At 72.1% G+C, this 23,425-nt stretch carries 21 protein-coding genes; 19 read left to right on the top strand and 2 right to left on the bottom strand.

All coding sequences use genetic code 11. From position 1 onward, the window contains the following. Positions 1 to 12 precede the first annotated feature (12 nt). A complete protein-coding gene (locus tag ASC64_RS15565; protein WP_082550540.1) occupies positions 13 to 981 on the top strand; it encodes an alpha/beta fold hydrolase in 969 nt (322 codons plus the stop codon). A gap of 90 nt (positions 982 to 1,071) precedes the next feature. On the opposite strand, the gene ku is transcribed toward ASC64_RS15565, so the two are convergent. Continuing rightward, positions 1,072 to 2,022 (bottom strand): non-homologous end joining protein Ku, encoded by a 951-nt coding sequence (gene ku, locus ASC64_RS15570; protein ID WP_056908473.1) that lies wholly within the window; start codon positions 2,020 to 2,022, stop codon positions 1,072 to 1,074. A gap of 59 nt (positions 2,023 to 2,081) precedes the next feature. Between ku and ASC64_RS15575 the strand changes: the two genes are divergently transcribed. The 7 genes from ASC64_RS15575 to ASC64_RS15600 all read left to right on the top strand — a co-directional run bounded on the left by ASC64_RS15575 (position 2,082) and on the right by ASC64_RS15600 (position 10,002). Next, complete coding sequence (locus ASC64_RS15575) at positions 2,082 to 3,017, top strand: ATP-dependent DNA ligase (RefSeq protein WP_235563782.1); 936 nt, start codon at positions 2,082 to 2,084, stop codon at positions 3,015 to 3,017. A gap of 8 nt (positions 3,018 to 3,025) precedes the next feature. After that, positions 3,026 to 3,730: a L,D-transpeptidase family protein gene (locus ASC64_RS15580; protein WP_235563783.1), complete on the top strand. Its 705-nt coding sequence runs from the start codon at positions 3,026 to 3,028 to the stop codon at positions 3,728 to 3,730. After that, entirely contained in the window at positions 3,727 to 4,620 is an 894-nt protein-coding gene (ligD, locus tag ASC64_RS15585) for a non-homologous end-joining DNA ligase (protein ID WP_056908475.1), read from the top strand. Before ASC64_RS15580 ends, ligD begins: the two co-directional genes overlap by 4 nt. Positions 4,621 to 4,713: 93 nt before the next feature. Continuing rightward, entirely contained in the window at positions 4,714 to 4,860 is a 147-nt protein-coding gene (locus ASC64_RS22830; protein WP_156385234.1) for a hypothetical protein, read from the top strand. Between the two features lie 21 nt (positions 4,861 to 4,881). Next, entirely contained in the window at positions 4,882 to 5,571 is a 690-nt protein-coding gene (locus ASC64_RS15590) for a response regulator transcription factor (protein WP_056908476.1), read from the top strand. A 2-nt stretch (positions 5,572 to 5,573) separates the two neighbouring features. Further along, the gene (locus ASC64_RS15595) at positions 5,574 to 6,767 is read left to right on the top strand and encodes a histidine kinase dimerization/phospho-acceptor domain-containing protein (protein ID WP_056908477.1); all 1,194 of its coding nucleotides are present in this window, start codon (positions 5,574 to 5,576) and stop codon (positions 6,765 to 6,767) included. 40 nt (positions 6,768 to 6,807) lie between these two features. After that, on the top strand, positions 6,808 to 10,002 hold the full coding sequence (locus tag ASC64_RS15600) for a hypothetical protein (RefSeq protein ID WP_056908478.1): 3,195 nt from the start codon (positions 6,808 to 6,810) through the stop codon (positions 10,000 to 10,002). Between the two features lie 214 nt (positions 10,003 to 10,216). Here ASC64_RS15600 and ASC64_RS15605 read toward each other — a convergent pair whose 3' ends face one another. After that, a complete protein-coding gene (locus ASC64_RS15605) occupies positions 10,217 to 10,831 on the bottom strand; it encodes a hypothetical protein (RefSeq protein WP_056908479.1) in 615 nt (204 codons plus the stop codon). A 202-nt stretch (positions 10,832 to 11,033) separates the two neighbouring features. Between ASC64_RS15605 and ASC64_RS15610 the strand changes: the two genes are divergently transcribed. The 11 genes from ASC64_RS15610 (at position 11,034) to treZ (ending at position 23,366) form a co-directional block, all read left to right on the top strand. Continuing rightward, positions 11,034 to 12,329, top strand: a complete 1,296-nt coding sequence (locus ASC64_RS15610; protein ID WP_056908480.1) for a CpaF family protein — start codon at positions 11,034 to 11,036, stop codon at positions 12,327 to 12,329. Then, a complete protein-coding gene (locus ASC64_RS15615; protein ID WP_056908481.1) occupies positions 12,329 to 13,183 on the top strand; it encodes a type II secretion system F family protein in 855 nt (284 codons plus the stop codon). The genes ASC64_RS15610 and ASC64_RS15615 overlap by 1 nt, the downstream gene beginning before the upstream one ends. Beyond that, positions 13,180 to 14,121: a type II secretion system F family protein gene (locus tag ASC64_RS15620; RefSeq protein ID WP_056908482.1), complete on the top strand. Its 942-nt coding sequence runs from the start codon at positions 13,180 to 13,182 to the stop codon at positions 14,119 to 14,121. Before ASC64_RS15615 ends, ASC64_RS15620 begins: the two co-directional genes overlap by 4 nt. A 26-nt stretch (positions 14,122 to 14,147) precedes the next feature. After that, on the top strand, positions 14,148 to 14,327 hold the full coding sequence (locus ASC64_RS15625; RefSeq protein WP_056908483.1) for a hypothetical protein: 180 nt from the start codon (positions 14,148 to 14,150) through the stop codon (positions 14,325 to 14,327). A gap of 9 nt (positions 14,328 to 14,336) precedes the next feature. Further along, the gene (locus tag ASC64_RS15630) at positions 14,337 to 14,735 is read left to right on the top strand and encodes a TadE/TadG family type IV pilus assembly protein (RefSeq protein ID WP_056908736.1); all 399 of its coding nucleotides are present in this window, start codon (positions 14,337 to 14,339) and stop codon (positions 14,733 to 14,735) included. After that, positions 14,732 to 15,178 carry a hypothetical protein gene (locus ASC64_RS15635; protein WP_056908484.1) on the top strand — a complete coding sequence of 149 codons (447 nt, stop codon included), beginning with the start codon at positions 14,732 to 14,734 and terminating at the stop codon, positions 15,176 to 15,178. Before ASC64_RS15630 ends, ASC64_RS15635 begins: the two co-directional genes overlap by 4 nt. A gap of 23 nt (positions 15,179 to 15,201) precedes the next feature. Continuing rightward, entirely contained in the window at positions 15,202 to 15,618 is a 417-nt protein-coding gene (locus ASC64_RS15640; protein ID WP_235563784.1) for a pilus assembly protein TadG-related protein, read from the top strand. Between the two features lie 178 nt (positions 15,619 to 15,796). Next, on the top strand, positions 15,797 to 17,059 hold the full coding sequence (locus tag ASC64_RS15645; protein ID WP_156385235.1) for a carboxypeptidase regulatory-like domain-containing protein: 1,263 nt from the start codon (positions 15,797 to 15,799) through the stop codon (positions 17,057 to 17,059). 102 nt (positions 17,060 to 17,161) lie between these two features. After that, positions 17,162 to 19,342, top strand: a complete 2,181-nt coding sequence (gene glgX, locus ASC64_RS15650) for a glycogen debranching protein GlgX (protein ID WP_056908487.1) — start codon at positions 17,162 to 17,164, stop codon at positions 19,340 to 19,342. Continuing rightward, on the top strand, positions 19,339 to 21,639 hold the full coding sequence (gene treY / locus ASC64_RS15655) for a malto-oligosyltrehalose synthase (protein WP_056908488.1): 2,301 nt from the start codon (positions 19,339 to 19,341) through the stop codon (positions 21,637 to 21,639). The genes glgX and treY overlap by 4 nt, the downstream gene beginning before the upstream one ends. Next, a complete protein-coding gene (gene treZ, locus ASC64_RS15660) occupies positions 21,639 to 23,366 on the top strand; it encodes a malto-oligosyltrehalose trehalohydrolase (RefSeq protein ID WP_056908489.1) in 1,728 nt (575 codons plus the stop codon). Before treY ends, treZ begins: the two co-directional genes overlap by 1 nt. The last annotated feature ends 59 nt before the right edge of the window (positions 23,367 to 23,425 follow it).

The raw sequence follows: 23,425 nt of genomic DNA on the forward strand, positions 1-23,425 counted from the left end.
CCACGATCGGGCATGACCTCAGGACCCCGCTCGCTGACGCTTCCCGACGGCCGCGAGCTGGAGTTCCTCACCGGAGGGGACGAGGCCGGCTTCCCGCTGGCCTACCACTCCGGTACGCCGAGCGCGGCGGTCGTCGACCCACTGGTCTGGGCGGCCGCCGAGCGCGCGGGCCTGCACCTGGTGACCTTCTCGCGCCCCGGCTACGGCTCGTCCACCGCACGCCCGGCGCCCGAGGGGTGGCCCGTGCCGCTGGTCGCCGACGCTGCGGACACCGCGGCGTTGCTCGACCACCTCGGGATGGGGGAGTTCGTCACCCTCGGGTGGTCCGGCGGCGGACCGCGCGCCCTCGCGTGCGCGGCGACGATGCCCGAGCGCTGCCGGGCGGCCGCGACGCTCGCGGGTGTCGCGCCGCCGGACGAGTCCGGACCCGACTGGGCCGACGGCATGGGGGAGGAGAACGTCCGCGACTTCGCGGCGGCGAGGGAGGGCCGCGAGTCCTACGCGCCGATCGCTGCCGAGCAGGCAGCCGGCCTGGCGACTGTCACCGCCGCCGACATCGTCGCGTCGATGGGCGACCTCGTCGACGAGGTCGACGCCGCGGCGCTGTCCGACGAGATCGGCGAGGCGGTCGCGGCGTCGTTCAACCACGCTTTCGCGCAGGGACCGGGCGGGATGGTCGAGGACACCCTCCAGATCGTCCGGCCGTGGGGCTTCCACCTCGCGGACCTCACCGTGCCCGTGTCGGTGTGGCAGGGAGCGCACGACCGGATGGTGCCCTTCGAGCACGGCCGCTGGCTGGCCGCGCACGTCCCGGGCGCTCGTGCCCACCTCTTCGACGACGAGGGCCACATCTCGCTGGTGGTGAGGATCGACGAGATCCTCGACGAGCTCCGCGAGCAGGCGGGGCTCCAGGCCCGACCCCTCGCGGGCGGTGTCTCCACAGGGCCGGGCCTGCACCAGGAAGGCAGTTCGGCGCACTGACTGCGACAGCCACGCTCACACCCTCGACAGGAGCCGCGAACTGCCTTCGTGGTGCGGCATCAGTCCACTCAGGACCGCAGCCCGGGCGGGTCAGCTGGCCTTCTTGGCAGCCGTCTTCTTCGCGGCGGTCTTCTTGGTGGTCGACTTCTTGGCCGCCGTCTTCTTCGCGGCGGCCTTCTTGGTGGTCGACTTCTTCGCCGCCGACTTCTTGGCGGTGGACTTCTTCGGGGCCTCGTCCTCGTCGTCGGCCTCCTCGCCGCGCGCGGACTTCGCCGCAGCCACGGACTTCTGCAGCGCAGCCAGCAGGTCGACCACCTCGCCCGAGGTCTTGGTGGAGGTCTCGGTGCGCTTGATCTCGCCGCCCTCGATCTTCGACTTCACCAGCGCCTCGACGGCGCCGGCGTAGTCGTCCTCGAACTCGGTGGCGTCGAAGTCGCCGGCGAGGGTCTCGACGAGCATGTGCGCCATCTTGACCTCCTGCGGCTTGGCGTCGTCGACCTCGACCTTGAAGTCGGGCGTGCGCACCTCGTCGGGCCACATCATCGTCTGGAGCACGATGACCTCGCCGGCCTCGGTCTCGCGGACGCGGAGCACGGCGATCGTGGTGCGCTGGCGCAACGCCACCGTCACCACGGCCATCCGGTCGGCATCCTTGAGGGCCTGGCGCAGCAGGGCGTAGGGCTTCGCCCCGGCGCCCTCGGGCTCGAGGTAGTAGGACTTCTCGAAGAGCAGGGGGTCGATCTGCTCGCGGGGCACGAACTTCTCGACCGCGATCTCGCGCGACGACGTCGACGGCAGCTCGGCCATGTCGTCGTCGGTGAGGATGACCATCTCGCCGTCCTCGGTCTCGTAGCCCTTGGCGATGTCGGCGTAGGCCACCTCCTCGCCGTCGAGGGAGCAGACGCGCTGGTACTTGATCCGGCCGCCGTCCTTGGCGTGCACCTGGCGGAAGGAGACGTCGTGGCTCTCGGTCGCGGCATAGAGCTTGACCGGCACGGACACCAGGCCGAAGGACACCGCACCCTTCCAGATCGCGCGCATGGGGAAGACCTCTCGTCGGACGTGTGAGTCACCACAGTATGTACTGCCAGACTGACCACGTGCCCCCGTCGATGCGTCCCATGCTCGCGACCAAGGGCGACGTCGTGCCGACCGGTGACGACTGGCGCCACGAGGTGAAGTGGGACGGCGTGCGGATGCTCGCCGACGTCCACGACGGTGCTCCGGTGGCCCGGCTGAGCACCCGCAACGGCAACGACGCCACCATCGCCTGGCCCGACGTGCACGGGGCCCCGATGGGCGGCCGGGACCTGCTCGTCGACGGCGAGATCATCGGCATCAACGACGCGGGCGTCCCCGACTTCGCGGTCATCCAGGAGCGGATGCACGTCCGCTCGGCCCGCTCCGCCGCGCGGCTGGCCACCACCGTGCCGGCCACCTTCATGGTCTTCGACGTGATGCGTCTCGACGGTCGCGACCTCACCCAGCTGCCCCTCGCGGAGCGGCGCGAGGTGCTCGAGGGGCTCGACCTCGGCGGCTGGCAGGTGCCCCCGACGTACGACGACGGGGTGATGCTGCGCGACGCCACCCTCGCCCAGGGGCTGGAGGGCATCGTCTCCAAGCGCCTGACCAGCCGCTACGAGCCCGGCGTCCGCAGCCGGGCCTGGCTCAAGTTCGCCCACCGGCACCGGTTCTCGTTCGTCGTCGGCGGCTGGCGGCCGCAGGAGGGCACCAAGGACCGCCTGGCCGCACTCCTCGTCGGTGAGCCGACGGCCGAGGGCCTGCTCTTCCGCGGCCGGGTCGGCAGCGGGATCGGCGGCGAGGCGAGCCGTCTCCTCGGCGCGCAGCTCGCCGGCCGCTCCGTCGAGGCCAGCCCGTTCGCCGACGAGGTGCCGGCCGTCGACGCCCGCGGCACGTTCTGGGTCGAGCCGTTCCTCGTGGTCGACGTCGACTCGCTCAACCGGATGCCCGTGCAGCGCCTGCGCCAGCCGTCGTACCGTGGCATCCGCACCGACCTCGGCCCCGACGACCTGTGAGGGCAGCTGTGAGACCACGCACCACGCTCGCGGGAGCCGCGGTGATCGGTGGCGTCCTCGTCGCCCTCGCCTCGCCCACGGCCGCCCACGCCGAGCGCGTGCAGCTCGGCGGTGTGCGCGTCGACCTGCGCGAGGGGACCTCGCAGGTCGTCACCGTCGACCACACCCACGGTGTACGCGCCACGGTGTCGCTGTGGCGGCTCACCGACGGCGGGTGGAAGCGGCAGCTCGCCACACGCGACGGCCGCACGGGCTACGGCGGCCTGGTGCGCGGGGAGCGGCGCGTGCAGGGCACGGGGACGACACCGCTGGGGACCTACGGGCTCACCTCCACCTTCGGCACGCACGGCCCGGACGCCCGGTCCCGGCTGCCGCACCACCGGATCCGGCGCGGCGACTTCTGGGTGCAGGACAACCGGTCGGCCCACTACAACCGCCTGCGCAACCAGCGCGACGGCGGCTTCCGCTGGTGGCTGCCGTCGTCGCACCCCGACTCCTCGGAGCGGCTGACCGACTACCCGCGGCAGTACGAGTGGTCGATCGTGACCGACTTCAACGTCGAGCAGGTACGCCACCGGGGCTCGGGCATCTTCCTGCACGTCAACGGCCGCGGCGCGACCGCCGGGTGCGTGAGCGCGCCGCGACGCACCATCCGCGCGCTCGTGCGGCTCCTCGACCCCGCCCGCGTCCCCGTGATCGGCATCGGAAGATGAACGAGCTCCAGGTCGACGTCGGCGGACGCACGCTGACCATCAGCAACCTCGACAAGGTGCTCTACCCGCGCACCGGAACGACCAAGGGCGAGGTCCTCAACTACTACGCCCAGGTCTCCCCGGTGCTGCTGCCGCACCTCAAGGACCGGGCCGTGACCCGGATCCGCTGGCCGCACGGCGTGGAGAAGGGCAGCTTCTTCGAGAAGAACGCACCCCCCGGCACGCCCTCGTGGGTGCGCACGGCCGAGGTGCCGACCACCGGCTCGCGCTCGGGCAAGGGCGACGGCACGATCCGCTTCCCGATCTGCGACGACCTCGCGACGCTGACCTGGCTGGCCAACCTGGCGGCCCTCGAGCTGCACGTGCACCAGTGGACCGTCGAGCCCGACGGCACGCCCCGCAACCCCGACCGCCTCGTCATCGACCTCGACCCGGGGGAGCCGGCGGGACTGCACGAGTGCGCCCAGGTGGCGCTGATGGTGCGCGACGCGCTGGCCGAGCGCGACCTCGGCTGCACGCCCGTGACGAGCGGCAGCAAGGGCCTCCACCTCTACGCCCCGATGGACGGCACCCTCGACAGCGACGGCACCACCGCACTCGCCAAGGAGGTGGCCGAGGCGCTCCAGCAGGAGCACCCGGCGCTGGTCACGAGCGTGATGACCAAGGCCAAGCGGCCCGGCAAGGTGTTCCTCGACTGGTCGCAGAACTCCGGCTCCAAGACCACCGTGTCGCCGTACTCCCTGCGCGGGCGTGAGCGCCCGACCGCCGCCGCGCCGTTGACCTGGGCCGAGGTCGAGGAGGGGGCCGAGGACGAGCTCACGCTCGACCAGCTCACGATGGAGCAGGTGCTCGCGCGCGTGTCCGAGCTGGGTGACGTGTTCGAGGCCTGACCCCCGAAGCTGTGGGAAAGGGTCCGGTTTCTTTTACCTGTGGGTAGCCCGACCGAGGATCGGCTGTGGATCGTCGACGCCGATTCTTGACTCATGTCCCGCATCGCACTGATTCCCGTCGCCATCGTCCTGGCTGCCGGTTCCGTGGTGGTCGGTTCTGGTCAGGCAGGGTCGGCTGAGCCGGCCCACACCTCGGTCTCCCAGCAGGTCGACACGGACGTTCCCGCCACCACCCGCTGATCGCACCTCTATGCTCCTGACATGGTGCACGACGTGCTGGTGGTGGAGGACGAGGAGGACATTGCCGTCCCCTTGATGCGCACGTTGGAGCGTGAGGGTTACGACGTCAGTCGAGTCTCGGGTGGAGCGGACGCCTTGACCTTCGTGGTCGAGCAGGAGCCGGCGGTGGTGATCCTCGACCTCGGACTGCCCGACATGGACGGCATCGACGTGTGCCGCAAGATGCGGTCGGGCGGCTATCTCGGCGGCATCATCATGGTGACGGCGCGTGCCGGTGAGCTCGATCGCGTGGTCGGCCTCGACGTCGGCGCGGACGACTACCTCGCCAAGCCCTTCGGCCTGGCCGAGCTCCTCGCACGCGTCCGCGCGCTGCTGAGACGCAGCGCCCACGTCGCGCAGGACGACACGACCGTCGTCACCTCCTCGGGCCTCAAGATCGACGCCGCCTCGCGCCGCGTCCACCTCGGCGACAAGGAGATCGCGCTCACCGCCAAGGAGTTCGACGTGCTGGCGGTCCTCGCCTCCCACCACGACAAGGTGGTGCCGCGAGAGACGCTGATGAACCAGGTCTGGGACCAGAACTGGTACGGCTCCACCAAGACCCTCGACGTGACCATCGGTCGCCTGCGCAGCAAGCTGGAGGCCGCCGACGCCGGCGAGCGCGTGGTTGCGATCCGTGGGGTCGGCTTCCGCCTGGAGACCGGCAGCTAGAGGTGCGTGAGCGGCTCGCCCTCGCGTTCGTCGGGCTGACCCTGGCCCTGCTGGTGCCGGCGGGGATCCTGCGGGGGATCTGGCTCGCGCACCAGGTGCGCGAGAACGAGCTCGACGCGCTCGGCGAGCACGCCACGCAGGTCGCGGTCGTCTTCGACCGCCGCTTCGACGGGGGTCTCCCGGTGTCGTCGCTGCAGCTGCAGGACCTCACCGACACCGACGCCCGGCTCACGATCAGGCATCCCGACTCCCCGGACCTGACCGCGACGGGCGACCGCTTCCGCGCCGAGGCCTCGGGTCGCCCGCTGGTGGTCACCCGGACGGTGGGGGAGACGACCGTCCTGGCGGTGAAGAGCGACGCCCGCGTCCGCGCGAGCGCCCGCGACCTGCTGACCTCGTTGCTCGTCATCTCGTTCGTCGCGGTGATCCTGGCGATCCTGCTCGGGCTGGCGCTCGCCCGTCGGCTCTCCGAGCCCTTCACGGCGCTCGCCCGCAGCGCCGAGGCACTGGGCCGCGGCCGCTTCGACATCGAGCTGCCCGCCTCACGCATCCCTGAGGTCGTCGCGCTGGGTGCGGCGCTGAAGACGAGCGCGCAGAACATCGAGCACGAGTTCCAGCGCAACCGCGAGTACGCCCAGCTCGCGTCCCACGCCCTGCGCACCCCGATCACCGCGCTGCGCCTCGAGCTCGACGAGCTGCTGCTCGACCGCAGCCTCGACGAGGAGACCCGGTCGTCGCTCACCCGCTGCCTCGGCGGCGTGATGCGCCTGCAGGACACCATCGCCGAGCTCGTCGAGACGGGCCGCGGCCGCGGACTCCTCGGCAGCACGACGATCACGGTGCGCGAGCTGGCCGAGGCGGTCGCCCGGCGCTGGGGCGGCCAGCCGCCGGGGGGCGGCGAGGTGCGTACCCGCGTCGAGGCCGGCGGCGACCTCGTCGTCACCCCCGGACCGTTCGAGCAGGTGCTCGACAGCGTGCTCGCCGACGTCTGCGCCCACGGCGCCGGGCCGGTCACCGTCCGGCTGGAGGCCGAGGAGAGCCACCTGCGCCTGCACGTGACGGGCCGGTCGGCCGAGGACGTGCCGGTCGAGCGCCCGGACGCGGCGGCGGCGGCAGCGATCACCCGCTTCCTCGGCGGCACCTGGGACGGCGACGCGCTCGCGGGTGGTCTGGACATCCTGCTGCCCCGGCACTGACCTTCTTTACCTGCCGCACGGGGAGGGCCACGATGCCCCTATGGGCACCCTGGCCTCAGGGAGCGGGAGCAAGGACCTCGGGAACGCCACCAGCAACGCCTCGGGGTCGACGACGAGCGCCGCGCGGACCCCGCCCGCCGCCGCCCTCGAGCTGCGCGTGCACGGCGTGCACGGCACCTCGCCAGCCTCCATGCTCGGCGTGAAGGACCCGCGCCAGGTCGCGGGCGACGGCATCACGGGCGTGTTCCGCACCGGGGACGACCTGCCGCGCCGCTCCCTGAACGACGGGCACGCGGTCGAGGCGTACTCCTGGGGTGCGCTCACCTCAGCGGTCCGCGGCGCCCTCGGCTGGGTGCAGCGGGTGCTCTGGCTCGGGCTGCTGCCGTTCGCGCTGGTCAACCTCGCCTACTGGTCGCGCCTCCACGTCGGCACCGACAGCCGGACCGGCCGCTGGGGTGCCGGCGCGGTCCGGTGGGCGGCACTCCTGCTCACGATGCTGTTCGTGCTGACGAGCTGCTTCATCTCCCTCGACCTGGTCGCGTGGCAGTGCTACCGCGGCGGGACGAAGAGCTGCGACGTGCTGCCGAGCCAGCTCGACTTCATGATGTTCCTCGCCCCCAGCCAGCGTCTCGTGGTCGCCTCGATGGTGCCCCTGGCCGGGATCGCCCTGATGTGGTTCCTGTCCCACCGGACGCTGGCGCGCTACGAGTCCAGCATGGACAGCGGTCCCGCGCGGGCCCCCCAGCAACCGACCGGGACGGATGCGGTCTCTCTGCGCCGGCGGCTGGCGCGCGGGTGGGCCCGGCTGCGGGCCAAGTCCAAGGACGAGGCCCCGGACCGCCCGGTGCAGCACCTGCTGCAGGACAGCAGGTTCTGGTCCTCCACCCGGCGCACGACCCGGCTCCAGCAGGTCCACCTCGCTGCGGCCGTCGCCACCCTGATGGCCTACGTCGGGGTGCAGGTCTGGAAGCTGTCCGGCCGACCCAACGTGTGGACCTTCATCGCCACCGCGATCCTGCTCGCCAGCTTCGTCGCCGCGGCCCGGCTCCACCCGCAGGACCTCGAGTACTACGGACCGCTGCGTGACGAGAAGGGTCCGCGCGACCGCTGGACGCCGTGGCTGATGCGGGCCTCGGTGGTGCTGGTGGCGCTCCAGCTCATCGGGCTCGCCGAGCCGTCGACGGCCGACGCCTCTCGCCGCTGGGCCTCCGACGTCGCCTGGTTCGGCCACAACCTGTGGTTCATCGGGACCTTCGTCGCGCTCTCCGCCATCAACATCGCCGTCTTCGTCGCGGGGCGCATGCGCCGGTGGCTGGCACCCGTCCCGATCCTCGTCTTCATCGGGTTCGTGGTGTACGCCACCTGGCTGAGCGTCCGGGGCGACGGTGCCTCCACCCAGGACGAGCTCACCCTCCTGCTGGTCGGGTCGCTCGTGGTCGCCGGCGTCTTCTTCGCCTGGATGCTGGCCTGGCAGTGGTGGCAGGCGCGTCCGGAGCGGGACCGGGGCGCCAAGGCGTGGTACGGCGCCGGCCCCGCCGTGCTGATCGGCGCCTCGGGATGGATCGCGCTGCTCTTCACCACCGCCGCCGTCACCGCGGCCGCGGAGTACCTCAACGGGCCCGACCAGTCCGTCTCGGACCTGACGTCGTCGTCGGGGAAGGTCGAGGACTCGGCCGCGCCGGAGCGGCTCACCGACACCTCCACCAGCATCGTCGTCGGCCTCTCCGAGGGGGTCGTGCTGCGCGACGGCATCATCGTGATGGGGGAGTCCGACGGCGAGTCGCCGCGACTGGTGCGAGGAGCGGTCGAGGTCGGCACCGCCGACGTGGTGTCCGGCCGGCTGACCCGGACCTTGCCCGACACCGTCCTCTTCAAGGGCACGCTGACGATGGAGGACACGACGCTGCTCCTCGTCGACACCTGCTGGGTCACCGCGCCCGCGGACCCGCCGACCGCCTGCCACCCGGAGACGAAGGGCTTCGTCTCGGCGTCCGAGGTGCAGGTCCCGGGCCAGCGGCTCCGGGTCTCCACCGACGGGCGCGTCCGGCTCTCGGTCGACCATCCCCCGAACACGCCGCTCGTGGTGCCGCAGGTGCTGATCTGGGCGCCGATCGTGCAGGTGGTGTGGGTCCTCCTCGCGGCCCTGCTCGCGATCGCGTGCTTCGTGCAGCTGAAGGTCCGGGTCTACCCGCGGATCAAGGACGTGGTGCGCGACGACAAGGTGCCCACGGAGTCGCGCAACGACATCCGCAGCAAGCGGCTGCGGGCGGCGTACGCCCATCGGGCCGAGCGCCTGCTCGAGCTGCTCGGCGGCGTGACCGTCGGGTGCGTGCTGGTCCTGCTCTGCCTCTCCGCGACGGGGCAGCCGCCGAACACGCTGGTCGCCACCCTGTTCCCCGACTGGCGCAGCGACCTGCCGCACCTGCTCGCCAGCCTGTCGCTCTACGTCGTGCTCGCGCTCAGCGCCGGCTTCGTGCTCCTCAGCAGCTACGTCCGCCGCTCCGAGGCGACCCGCAAGGCGGTCGGCATCCTGTGGGACCTCACCACCTTCTGGCCGCGGGCCGCGCACCCGCTGAGCCCGCCCTGCTACGCCGAGCGCGTGGTGCCCGAGCTGACCACCCGCATCCGGTGGGCGGTCGGCCAGCACGGGATGGTCGTGGTCTCCGGCCACAGCCAGGGCTCGCTGATCGCGGCTGCGACGCTGCTGCGGCTGGGGGAGGACGTACTGGAGCACGTCCGCCTGGTGACGTACGGCAGCCAGCTGCGCGCGCTCTACGGCCGGATCTTCCCGCGCGTGCTCGGGCCCGACGTGCTCGGCAACGAGGCGACGAGTGGCTCGCCTAAGTTCAAGGACCCGATGCCCGACGCGCCGGACGGGCTCTCGACGCGAGCAGTCCGTCCGCCGGGCCGCGACCTGAAGAGAGCGAAGGACGACCCGACCTGGGGTCCCAAGACGTTGTGGGACCTGCTGGGTCGCGACGGCTGGTTCAACTTCTTCCGCCGCGCCGACCCGCTGGGCTGGCGGGTCTTCTCCGACCACGACTCCGACCACGACATCCACACGGCCGAGGTGCCACTGCCGCGCGCCGGCGACCCCGGGCCGACCGTCGCCACCCACAGCGCCTACCAGCACACCCCGGAGTACCGCGACGTCGTCGGCACCTGGCTGGGGGAGGACATCGTCCACGACGCCGACTGGACGATCGGCGAGGTGAAGCCCCTGCCCGAGCCGTGAGCGTCCGGTGTCGGCGCACGACGTCATGGGTCGTCGCTCGGCAGCCGGTAGTCCACCGGTGTGTGGTTGGCGGGAGGGCGTTGGGGCAGCCGCTTCCCGGTGGACTACCCCGGCTGTGAGGGGACGGGCGGACACGGCGACTACGTGATGGTTGACCGCCGCGCTTCGCCGCCCGGCCTGATGCGCGACGGTGCCCCGTACGTCGCCGAGGTCGTCACTCGGCGGACGTCAGGTCGCCGGCGGTGCCGGCGACCTCTCGGGTTCCGCGCGAGCGGGCGAAGGTCTCGCCGACCTGCTTGCCCGCCTCGGCCACGCCGTTGACGCCCAGCAGGATGCCCATCCACTTGATCAACGCCTCCCGCACGGACGGCTCCATCAGGTCGGCCGCGCCCGGCCAGGTGGCCACACCGATGAGGAGCAGCACGACCGGGACCGACGCGGCGGCACGGATCGTGTCGAACTGGGTGGCTGCGAACACGAAGCCGCCCAGCGCCACGCCCCCGACGCCGACGGCGAACTTCAGCTCGGGGGTGACGGCGACGTCGTGGTCGAAGAACGAGGTGGCGATCACGGCGACGAGCCCGAGGAGCACCAGGCCGAACCCGAGGAAGACCACCTCGCCCCGGTAGCTCCTCGCCGGGTCGGTCCTGAGGCCGACGACGAAGGTCACGACACCGGCGACCATGGCAGCCACCCCGACGACGGAGACGGTCGTGCGTACCCCGCTCGACCAGGCGCCGATGCTGTCCCCACACGCGGCGATGAGCGCCCAGTAGAGGAGGAAGAGCAGGATGCCCACCGAGCTCTGCCACAGCTTGAGTCGACTCATGATGACCCCCGAGTGCCGTACCTGGACCAACCTCCTCGAGTGTCCGCCCGGAGGCCGGGAGCTGTCCACGATCGGCGCGGACCGTCCACGCGCGACGCCCAGACTGGGGAAGTTCTCCACAGAGCGGTCCAGACCTCTGTTTGTGCGGTCCGAGTCTGGGTAGCGTCACCGGTGCACCATCTCGGGAAGCAGGGGCACCACCATGGCCACAGATCGGCTGGACCGCGCGACCACGCTCGCACGGCCTGACGCCCACGACGACCTCGTGCGCCAGCTCGACGGCCAGGTGCGCGAGCGGGTGCGGCGCGAAGGTGTCGACCCGCAACGCGAGTCCGTCGTCGTCCGCCGCATCGTCGAGGACGTCGTCCGCGACCACGACCAGCTGAGCCTGACCGGCGCGGTGGCCCCGGTGGCCGATGACGACGTGATGGTCGGTGAGCTGGTGGCGCGCGTCGCCGGCTTCGGTCCCCTGCAGCCCTTCCTCGACGACCCCGAGGTCGAGGAGATCTGGATCAACGACCCCAGCCGGGTCTTCATCGCCCGGCGAGGACGGCACGAGCTCACCAACCTCCGCCTCGACGCGGCCCAGGTCAGCGAGCTGGTCGAGCGGATGCTGAAGTCGAGCGGACGCCGCATCGACATCAGCACCCCGTTCGTCGACGCGATGCTCCCGGAGGGGCACCGGCTCCACGTGGTGCTGGAGGGCATCACTCGCGGGTTCACCGCGGTCAACATCCGCAAGTTCCTCCTGCGGGCCCACCGGCTCGCCGACCTCGTCGCCCTGGGCAGCCTGACCCCACAGGCTGCCCGCTTCCTCGAGGCCTCGGTGCGAGCAGGCCTCAACATCCTGGTGGCCGGTGGCACCCAGGCCGGCAAGACCACGATGCTCAACTGTCTCGCGGCGGCCGTCCCCGGCGGCGAGCGCGTCGTCAGCGCCGAGGAGGTCTTCGAGCTCCGCTTCAGTCACCCCGACTGGGTCGCCATGCAGACCCGTCAGGCGGGGCTCGAGCAGACCGGCGAGATCGTGCTGCGCGACCTGGTCAAGGAGGCGTTGCGGATGAGGCCGAGCCGGATCCTGGTCGGCGAGGTGCGTGCGGCCGAGTGCCTCGACCTGCTCCTCGCCCTCAACTCCGGCCTGCCCGGGATGTGCACCCTGCACGCCAACAGCGCCCGCGAGGCGCTGGTGAAGATGTGCACCCTGCCGCTCCTCGCGGGTGACAACATCTCGGCCAGGTTCGTCGTGCCCACGGTCGCCACGTCGGTCGACGTGGTCGTCCACCTCGGAGTCGACGCCGACGGCACCCGGCGGGTCAACGAGATCGTCTCCGTGCCCGGGCGCGTCGAGGCCGACGTCATCGAGGTCGAGCCCGTCTTCGTGCGGGACGGCGCGGGCCTCCGCCGCACCGGAGGGGTGCCCGCGCAGACCGAGCGCTACGAAAGGGTCGGCATCGACGTCCACCAGCTGCTCGCCGCCGACCGCGCCACGAGCGAGGCCTGATGGGCGCGCTGATCGGTCTCGGCACCGGCGTCGGGCTGATGCTCATCTGGGCGGCCTTCGCGCTGCCGCGCGCACCCCGCCCCGAGGTCACGGCTCCGGGCGCCCTGGCGCGGTTGCTCGGACGTGCCGGACTCGGCGACGTCACGCCAGCGGGTGTGGTGACCCTCTGCGCCCTGCTCTTCGCGGTCGTCTTCGCGCTGGTGCAGGCGGTGTCCCGGACCGTGCCGATCTCGTTCGTCTTCGCCGCGATGGCTGCCTACGCACCCGTCCTGCTGCTGCAGCAACGGGCCACGCGGCGCCTGCGCGACTTCGCGGAGGTCTGGCCCGAGGCGGTCGACAACCTGGCCAGCGCCGTACGTGCGGGGATGTCGCTGCCGGACGCGGTGTCCGCGCTGGGCACGACCGGTCCGGAGGCGCTGCGCGGCGACTTCGCCCAGTTCGCCCTCGACTACCAGGTCACCGGGCGGTTCGGTGAGTGCCTCGACCGGCTCAAGGACCGGCTCGCCGACCCCGTCGGTGACCGCGTGGTGGAGGGCCTGCGCCTGGCCAGGGAGGTCGGCGGGGGCGACCTCGGACGTCTGCTGCGCAACCTCTCCGGCTTCCTGCGCGACGACGCACGCACCCGCTCCGAGCTCGAGTCGCGCCAGGCATGGACGGTCAACGGCGCGCGCCTCGCGGTGGCCGCGCCGTGGATCGTGCTGCTCCTGATGTCGTTCCAGACGAGCGCGATCCGGCACTACGCCTCGCCCGGCGGCGTGATCGTCCTCGGCATCGGCTTCACGGTCTGCGTCGTCGCCTACTGGGCGATGATGCGGATCGGCCGGCTGCCGGTCGAGAAGCGGATCCTGTCGTGAGCACGCTGGTCTGGGGCGCCTTCCTGGGCGGGGTCGGCGGCGCAGGGCTGGTCCTGGTCGTCCTGCGGGTCGCCGTGCTGCGCCGGCCGCAGCTCGCCGACCGGGTCCTGCCCTACCTGCGCGACCTGCCCGTGCGCGACCAGCCGCCGGCCGTCCGGGCCATGTCGTCCTCGCCCACCTCGGCGGCGGCCGGCATCTTCGGGCCTGTGCTGCGCTCGGCGGCGGACCTCGTCGAGCGGGTCCTGGGCGGCAGCACCTCCGTACGCCGCCGGCTGCAGCGCGCCGGCCTCGACCGCACCGTCCAGGAGCTCCGGATCGAGCAGGTCCTGTGGGGCCTGGTCGGGTTCGGTGCGGCCGCGGGGCTCAGCCTGGTCCGGTCGCTGGGCGGCGTGGGCGGTCCCGGGTCCGCGCTGGTGCTCTGCGTGCTCGGGTTCGTGCTCGGCGTCTTCCTGCGCGACAACCGCCTCAGCGCGCAGGTCAGGACCCGCGAACGCCAGATCCTCACCGAGTTCCCCACCATCGCCGAGCTGCTGGCGCTCTCGGTGGCGGCGGGGGAGAGCCCCGTCTCCGCTCTCGACCGGGTGGTGCGGCGCAGCCACGGTGCCCTCTCCCAGGACCTCGCCGGAGTGCTCGGCCGGGTGCGCACCGGGGAGCCGGTGGGGCAGGCCTTCGAGTCGCTCGCGCGCTCGACCGGGCTGCCGATCGTGGCGCGCTTCGCGACCGGCATCACCGTCGCCATGGAGCGCGGCACGCCGCTCGCCGACGTCCTGCACGCCCAGGCGGCCGACGTACGCGAGGCGGGTCGGCGGCTGCTGATCGAGACGGCGGCACGCAAGGAGATCGCGATGATGGCGCCCGTCGTGTTCTTCGTGCTTCCCGTGACGATCCTCTTCGCCTTCTATCCCGGGGTGCTGGGCCTGCGGCTCACCACACCCTGACCCGGCTCCCACGAAAGGACACCTTGATGCCCCACCTCCTCATGCTCCTCCCCGCCCCGGACCGCCCGCGCGACGAGCGCGGAGACGTGCCCGGCTGGGTCATGGTCACCTTGATGACCGCGATCGTGGTCGCCGCGCTCACCCCCTTCGTCGGCGACGAGCTGCGGGGCCTGCTCGAGCGGGCCTTCTCGATGGTCAGCGGGTAGGTCGTGGCGGTGACGCGTCGCGCGAGGGGCGAGCGCGGGGCCGCTGTCGTGGACTTCGTCCTGATCCTGCTGGTGCTGCTCCCGCTCGTCGTCGGAGTGCTCCAGCTGGCGCTCGTGCTGCACGTGCGCAACACCCTCGCCTCTGCGGCGGCCGAGGGTGCCCGCCACGCAGCCGTGGCCGGGTCGTCCGCCCCCGCCGGTCGCGCGAAGGTGGAGGAGCTCGTCGACGGCGCGCTGTCACAGGGGTTCGTCCGGTCGGTCACCGTGCGTCCCGCCTCGGTCGGCGGAGCGCCGGGCTACGAGGTGGTCGTCGAGGCCGACGTCGGCGTGCTGGGCCTGGGTGGTCCGGGCGTCCACGTCCGGGTGTCCGGGCATGCCGTCGCCGAGGCGAGCGGGGCGAGCCGGTGAGGCAGCGCGACGAGAGGGGCTCGGCGCTCGTCGAGTTCAGCTGGCTGGCCATCATCCTGCTCGTCCCGCTGATCTGGGTCGTGCTGTCGGTGTTCGAGGTACAGCGAGGTGCCTTCGCGACCAGCGCCGCGGCCCGGGCCGCCGGCCGCGCGTACGCCCTCGCGCCCGACGACGCGACCGGCGAGCGTCAGGCCCGGGCGGTCGTGGAGCAGGTGCTCGCCGACCAGGGCACTCGCGGGCAGCGGGCGCGGGTCGAGATCTCGTGCGAGGCGCCGGGAGGCAACTGCCATGTCGGCACGGCTGTGATCACCGTTCGCGTCGACTCCGGTGTGGACCTGCCGTTCTTCCCCGCGATCCTCGGTCGGGGGGCGGCCACCTTCTCCCTGGACGCCAGCCACACGGTGCCGATCGGGCAGTACGTCGAGAGCGCGCCCGCGCCGTGAAGGAGCGTGGGGAGGACGGCCAGGTGACGCTGCTGATCATCGGCTTCGCGGGCATCCTGCTGATGGCGATCGTCGCGGTGATCGACGCGTCGTCGGCGTACCTCCAGCGCCAGGGGCTCGACAACCTCGCCGACGGTGCCGCCCTCTACGGCGCCGACCTCGGCTCGTCCGGCATCTACGAGGAGGGCCTCGGCGACGACCGGCTGTCCCAGCAGGAAGCGGCCGTGCGGGCCGCGGTGCGCGACTACCTCGCCCGGGCCGGCGCCGCACGGAACTACCCCGGCATCGACGTCGGTGTCCGCATCGACGCCGTCAGCCGGTCGGTGACGGTGCGGCTCGAGGCACCGATCGACCTCCCGCTCACCGTCCCCGGTTCCCCGAGCCGACCCCGGGTGGCCGCGAGCAGCACCGCCGCGGTGACGGTCGTGGCCGGCGGCTGACGGCCGTCGCATCCGTCATCCGACCCCGCACCGATGGGTTCGGGTTCGGATGACGGATGGACGCGCGCGAGGAGGCCCAGCCCGGGTCGGTGTGCCCATCCAGAGGTGACGTTCGATCCTGCCGCATCGACTGCTCCGCTGTGAGGCTGGAACCACACCGGATGTGAGGAGCACGACCATGAAATCCCTAGGCCTGATCGCCGGCGCCGCCCTCGTGGTGACCGCCCTGGCGCCCATCCCCGCGGCGCACGCCCTCGATCCCGGCAGCATCGCCGGAGTCGTCACGGACGACGGAGCCGCGCCCCTCCCGGGCATCGAGGTGACCGTCTGGGACAACGTCGGCTACGCCGAGATCGTGGTCGGCCAGGACGTCACCGGCGCTGACGGGTCCTACCAGGTCGACGGGATCGACCCCGACCCCTATTACAAGGTGCGGTTCAGCGACCCCACCGACGCCTACGCCACCGAGTGGCACCGCAACGTCATCGCCGGCACCTTCGCCACCTGGGTCCCCGTGTCCGAGAACGGCGTGAACACGCTCCCGGTCACCGAGCTGGAGCCGGCAGGCAGCATCTCCGGGACGGTGACGGTCGGCGCCGGCGCGCCCGTCGCGAACGCTGAGGTCAGCGTGTGGTGGCAGTACGCGGCGGCGGCCTACGCCCGGGTCGGCGACTACGCCTCGGACGCGGACGGGCACTACGTGATTCCGGGCCTCCCGGCCGCCACCTACTCGGTGAGCTTCTACGACCCGGCAACGGGAGCCGCCGAGACCTGGGACGACCAGACCGCCCTGATGAGCGCCACGCCGATCACCGTCGCGAGCGGCGAGGACGTGGGCGGCATCGACGCCCTGCTCGGCGGCGTCGTCACCAGCACCGCCGTGCCGACGATCGCCGGCACGCCGCAGGTGGGCCAGACGCTCACCGCGACCTCCCGATGGACCCCGGCCAACGCGGCCGTGACCTACCGCTGGGTGATCGGTGACGACACCACGCCCGCCGACGACCCGAGCGGTACGACGTACGTCCCCACCGCCCTCGACGTCGGGAAGTCGATCCGGGTGCAGGCCACGGCCACCAAGGGCGCCGGCTGGGTCCCCGCGACCGCCTGGTCCGCTGCGACCGCGCCGGTCACGGCCGCGCCGGCCCCGCCGCCCGTGGTGATGCCGGTCATGGCCAACCACCGGCTGCCCCTCATCAAGGGCAGGCTGCTCGTCGGCAGGACCGTGCGGGTGACCCCGGGCAGCTGGACGCCGGACCCGAGCCGGCTCGACTACGCCTGGTACGCAGGCGGCAGGCTCATCAAGCGTGCAGACCGGCCGCGGTTCACGCTGACGAGGAAGCAGCTCGGCAAGCGACTGACCGTGCGGGTCACGGCCTCGGCGCCGTCGTACCAGCCGCTGACCGTCCGCACCGCACGGACGGCCAAGGTCCGCCGCTGACCCCGTGGGACCAGGTGCGGGGCCGGTGACGGTCGTCACCGGCCCCCACCCCGGTGGATGGACGCTGATGAGATACCCGCCGGTCGCCGGTAGCGTCGGGGCATGACCGAGACCTGGCCCGGTACGGCCTACCCCCTGGGCGCGACCTTCGACGGCAGCGGCACCAACTTCGCGCTGTTCAGCGAGGTCGCCGAGCGCGTCGAGCTGTGCCTGTTCGACCCCGACGCGGACAACCCCGGCGCCTTCGTCGAGACGAAGGTCGAGGTGACCGAGGTCGACGCCTATGTCTGGCACTGCTACATCCCGACCGTCCAGCCGGGCCAGCGCTACGGCTACCGCGTCCACGGCCCGTGGGACCCGGACAGCGGCCTGCGGTGCAACCCCAACAAGCTGCTGCTCGACCCCTACGCCAAGGCCACCGCCGGCGAGATCGACTGGGACCAGTCGCTCTTCGGCTACGACTTCGGCGACGAGGACAGCAAGAACGACGACGACTCCGCCGCGCACATGACGCACGGCGTGGTGATCAACCCGTTCTTCGACTGGGAGGGCGACCGGCGCCTGTCGATCCCCTACAACGAGTCCTTCATCTACGAGGCGCACGTCAAGGGCCTCACGCAGCTCCACCCCGACGTGCCGGAGGAGCAGCGCGGGACCTACGCCGGACTGGCGCACCCCTCGGTCACCGCCCACCTGCAGAAGCTCGGCGTGACGGCGATCGAGCTGATGCCGGTGCACCAGTTCGTCCAGGACTCCACGCTGCTCGACCAGGGCCTGCGCAACTACTGGGGCTACAACACCCTCGGCTTCTTCGCGCCGCACGCCGACTACGCCTCGAGCCAGCAGGGCCAGCAGGTGCAGGAGTTCAAGGCGATGGTGAAGGCGATGCACGCCGCGGGCATCGAGGTCATCCTCGACGTGGTCTACAACCACACCGCCGAGGGCAACCACCTCGGTCCGACGCTGAGCTTCAAGGGCATCGACAACGCGGCCTACTACCGCCTCGTCGAGGACGACCAGCGCTACTACATGGACTACACCGGCACCGGCAACACCCTCAACGTCCGGCACCCGCACTCGGTGCAGCTGATCATGGACTCGCTGCGCTACTGGGTCACCGAGATGCACGTCGACGGCTTCCGCTTCGACCTCGCCGCGAGCCTGGCCCGCGAGTTCTACGACGTCGACAAGCTCTCCACCTTCTTCGAGATGGTGCAGCAGGACCCGGTCGTCAGCCAGGTGAAGCTGATCGCCGAGCCCTGGGACATCGGCCCCGGCGGCTACCAGGTCGGCGGCTTCCCGCCGCAGTGGACCGAGTGGAACGGCGCCTACCGCGACACGGTGCGCGACTTCTGGCGCGGTGATCCGTCGCTCGGCGACTTCGCGTCCCGGCTGTCGGGCTCCTCGGACCTCTACGAGCACTCCGGTCGGCGCCCGTTCGCCAGCATCAACTTCGTCACCGCCCACGACGGCTTCACGCTGCGCGACCTGGTCTCCTACAACGAGAAGCACAACGAGGCCAACGGCGAGGACAACAACGACGGCGAGAGCCACAACCGCTCGTGGAACCACGGGACGGAGGGTCCGACGGACGACGCGGAGATCCTCGAGGCGCGAGCCCGGGAGCAGCGCAACTTCATCGCCACGCTCCTGCTCAGCCAGGGGGTGCCGATGCTGCTGCACGGCGACGAGCTCAGCCGCACCCAGAACGGCAACAACAACACCTACGCCCAGGACAGCGAGATCAGCTGGGTCCACTGGGACGACGCTGACAAGCCGCTCATCGAGTTCACCGCGGCCGTCGCCAAGCTGCGCGCCGACCACCCGACCTTCCACCGCAAGCGTTTCTTCACCGGCAGCACCGTGCGCACCGGGGACGGCGAGCGGCTCAACGACATCGTCTGGCTCGACCTCGACGGGCAGCCGATGGAGGACGACGACTGGGCCGGCGGCAAGGCGATCGGGATGTACCTCAACGGCAACGGCATCGCCGGCAAGGACGCGCGCGGTGCCACGATCACCGACGACCACTTCCTGCTCTACTTCAACGCGGACGGCCCGGCGACGGTGACCCTGCCCACGGACGAGTACGCCGCTGCGTGGGACGTCGTGATCGACACCGGCGGCAACGCCGACTCCGACCCGACCTACGACTCCGGCGCCACCTTCGAGCTCGGCACCCACAGCCTCGTCGTGCTCCGCGAGCACACCGAGCCCGAGGCCAGCCCCGACCACTCGGTGGCGGCATCACTTGCGGCCCGATCGGGTACGGACGTCACGTGACCGAGACGCCTCCCCGGCCCGAGCGGCGTACACCGCACAGCACCTACCGCCTCCAGGTCAGTCCCGACTTCACGCTGCACGACGCGACGCGGGTCCTGCCCTACCTCCACGACCTCGGCGTCGACTGGGTCTACCTCTCGCCGCTGCTGGCCTCCGAGCCCGGCAGCACGCACGGCTACGACGTGGTCGCCTTCGACCACGTCGACCCCGAGCGCGGTGGCGAGGAAGGCCTGGCCGCGCTCTCCGCGGAGGCGCGGCGGCTGGGCATGGGCGTGCTCGTCGACATCGTGCCCAACCACGTCGGCGTCGCGACGCCGTCGGAGGACCCTTGGTGGTGGGACGTGCTCAAGCTCGGCCGCGGGTCCGAGCACGCGACGGCCTTCGACGTCGACTGGGCGGCCGGCGACGGCCGCATCGTCATCCCGGTGATCGGCGACGACGACGAGTCCGCCATCGAGGTGGGCGAGGACGAGGTGCGCTACCACGACCAGCGGTTCCCGCTGGCGCCCGGCACGACGACGCTCGAGGAGCAGCACTACGAGCTGGTCAACTGGCGCGCGGCCGACGAGGACCTCAACTACCGGCGCTTCTTCGCCGTCAACACCCTCGCCGCCGTGCGCGTCGAGGACCCCGAGGTCTTCGCCGAGACCCACGTCGAGGTGAAGCGCTGGTTCGACGAGGGGCTGGTCGACGGCCTGCGCGTGGACCACCCCGACGGGCTGCGTGACCCGAAGCGCTACCTCGATGACCTCGCCGCCCTCACCGGCGGCGCCTACGTGCTCGTCGAGAAGATCCTCGAGCCCGGCGAGCTGCTGCCCGCCGACTGGGCCACCGACGGCACGACCGGCTACGACGCGCTTGCCCTCATCGACCGCGTGCTCACCGACCCCGCCGGCGAGGCGCCGCTGACCGCCCTCGAGGACCGCCTGCGCGGCACCCCGGTCGACTGGGAGCGGATGGTCCACGACAACAAGCGCGCCGTCGCCGACGGCATCCTGCACTCCGAGGTCCTGCGGATCACCCGCGAGGTCTCCCGCGTCCTGGAGACGCGGGGCGAGAGCGCCGACGAGGACGCCGTCGCCGACGCGATCGGCGAGCTGTTCGCCTGCTTCCCGGTCTACCGCTCCTACCTCCCTGAGGGCCGCGAGCACCTCGAGCAGGCGTTCGCCCGGGCACGCGAGGAGCGCCTCGAGCTCGCGACGACGTACGACGTCCTCGAGCCGGTGCTGCACGACGAGTGGAGCCAGCCGGCCCGGCGCTTCCAGCAGACCTCCGGCATGGTGATGGCCAAGGGTGTCGAGGACTGCTCGTTCTACCGCTGGTCCCGGCTGACCTCGCTCAACGAGGTCGGTGCCGACCCGTCGATCTTCTCGATCGGGGTGGACGACTTCCACGCGGCGATGGCCGACCGGCAGCGCGACTGGCCGCACGCGATGGTCACGCTCTCGACCCACGACACCAAGCGCGGCGAGGACGTCCGAGCGCGCATCACCGTGCTGGCCGAGGAGCCGGGCCACTGGGAGCGGTCGCTCGACGAGCTGCTGCGTCTCGCGCCGGTGCCCGACCCGGCCTTCGGGTCGCTGCTCTGGCAGGCCGTGCTCGGCACGTGGACCCCCGACCACCTGCCCGACCTGCCCGAGCGCCTGCACGGCTATGCCGAGAAGGCGATGCGCGAGGCCGGCGACCGCACGACCTGGACCGAGCCCGACGAGGCCTACGAGGCCGCCGTGCACGCCGCGGTCGAGGCCGTCTTCGACTCCGCCGAGGTGCAGCAGGTGCTGGTTGACCTCGCCACCCGCATCGACGAGCCGGCCCAGTCCAACTCGCTCGCCGCCAAGCTCGTCGCGATCACCATGCCCGGCGTCCCCGACGTCTACCAGGGCAGTGAGCTGTGGGAGACCTCGCTCGTCGACCCCGACAACCGCCGCCCCGTCGACTTCGACCACCGCGCCGAGGTGCTCGCCGGGACCGCCGAGGACGACGCCGCCGCCAAGCTGCACGTCACGTGCACCGCGCTGACGCTGCGACGCGAGCGGCCCGAGCTGTTCACGGGCTACACCCCGCTCACCGCGTCCGGCGCCGCCGCCGGGCACGTGGTGGCGTTCGACCGCGGCGGCGCGATCACCGTCGCCACCCGACTCCCGGTCGGCCTCGCAGCCGCGGGCGGCTGGGGCGACACCGCGCTCGACCTGCCCGAGGGCCGCTGGCACGACCTGCTCACCGGCCTCGACACCGACGGCCGGCTGGCCGACCTGCTCGCGACGCACCCGGTCGCCCTGCTGGTGAGGAACGGCTGATGCGCGGACCGTACGACGTCTGGGCGCCGCGCCCTGCCCGGGTGCGGCTCAGCCTGGCCGGCGAGACCGTCGAGATGGCCCGCGCCGGCGACGGCTGGTGGACGCCGACCGAGCCGGTGCCCGCCACCGACGCGGCGGTCGACTACGGCTACCTCCTCGACGACGACCCGGAGCCCCGACCCGACCCGCGGTCGCGGCGCCAGCCCGACGGCGTGCACGGGCTGTCGCGGCGGGACGCGACGGCGTACGAGTGGGGCGACGCCTCCTGGACCGGTCGGCAGCTCCCGGGTGCGGTCCTCTACGAGCTCCACATCGGCACCTTCACGCCCGAGGGCACGCTCGACGCGGCGGCGGACAAGCTCGACCACCTGCTCGACCTCGGCGTCGACCTCGTCGAGGTGATGCCGGTCAACGCCTTCAACGGCACCCACAACTGGGGCTACGACGGGGTCGGCTGGTACGCCGTCCACGAGGGCTACGGCGGCCCGGGCGCCTACCGGCGCTTCGTCGACGCCTGCCACGCCAATGGGCTCGGCGTCGTGCAGGACGTCGTCTACAACCACCTCGGACCGTCGGGCAACTACCTCCCGCTGTTCGGTCCCTACCTCAAGGACGGCCGCAACACCTGGGGCGACCTGGTCAACCTCGACGGCGAGGGCTCGGCCGAGGTGCGCCGCTACATCCTCGACAACGTGCGGATGTGGTTCGAGGACTACCACGTCGACGCCCTGCGCCTCGACGCCGTGCACGCGCTCAGCGACACCTCGGGGGTCCACCTCCTCGAGGAGATGGCCGTCGAGGTCGCCGGGCTGTCGGCCCACCTGCGCCGGCCGCTGACGCTGATCGCCGAGTCCGACCTCAACGACACCCGGCTGGTGAAGCCCCGCGAGGCGGGCGGCTACGGGCTCGACGCGCAGTGGAGCGACGACTTCCACCACGCCGTGCACGTCGCGCTGAGCGGTGAGACGGCCGGCTACTACGCCGACTTCGAGCCGCTCGAGGCGCTGGCGAAGGTCTGCGAGCGCGGCTTCTTCCACGACGGCACGTTCTCGTCGTTCCGCGGGCGCGACCACGGTGCCCCGGTCGACACCGCGACGATGCCCACCTGGCGGCTCGTCGTGGCGAACCAGAACCACGACCAGATCGGCAACCGTGCCCGCGGGGACCGGCTCACCGAGCACCTCGACGACGACCAGCTCGCCTGCGCGGCCCTGCTCACCCTGGCCGGTCCCTTCACGCCGATGCTGTTCATGGGGGAGGAGTGGGCGGCCTCGACCCCGTTCCAGTTCTTCACCTCCCACCCCGAGCCCGAGCTCGGCAGGGCCACGGCCGCGGGGCGGCTGGCCGAGTTCGAGCAGATGGGCTGGGACCCCGCCGACGTGCCGGACCCGCAGGACCCCGCGACCTTCGAGCGGTCGAAGCTCGACTGGGACGAGCTCGCCACCGGCCGGCACGCGGTGGTGCTCGACTGCTACCGCCGCCTCGGGCGGCTCCGGCGCGAGCTGCCGCAGCTCACCGACCCGTCGTTCGGCTCGGTGTCCTGCACCGTCGAGGGACGGCTGTTCACCATGCGCCGCGGCGACCTGCTCGTCGTCGTCAACGCCGGCGAGGTCGACGTCGCCGTCGAGGTGGACGCGAGCGAGGTGCTGTTCCAGACGCCGACCGGCGTCGTCCTGGACGGCGGCACGCTGGAGGTCCCGAAGCACGCCGGCGCCCTGTTGCGGTGACCTGACGCGAGACGGCCGGCCCGCACCCGAGGTGCGAGCCGGCCGTCTCGCGTGCTGGC

Source organism: Nocardioides sp. Root122 (assembly GCF_001425025.1).
In the GTDB taxonomy this organism is placed as follows: Bacteria; Actinomycetota; Actinomycetes; order Propionibacteriales; family Nocardioidaceae; genus Nocardioides.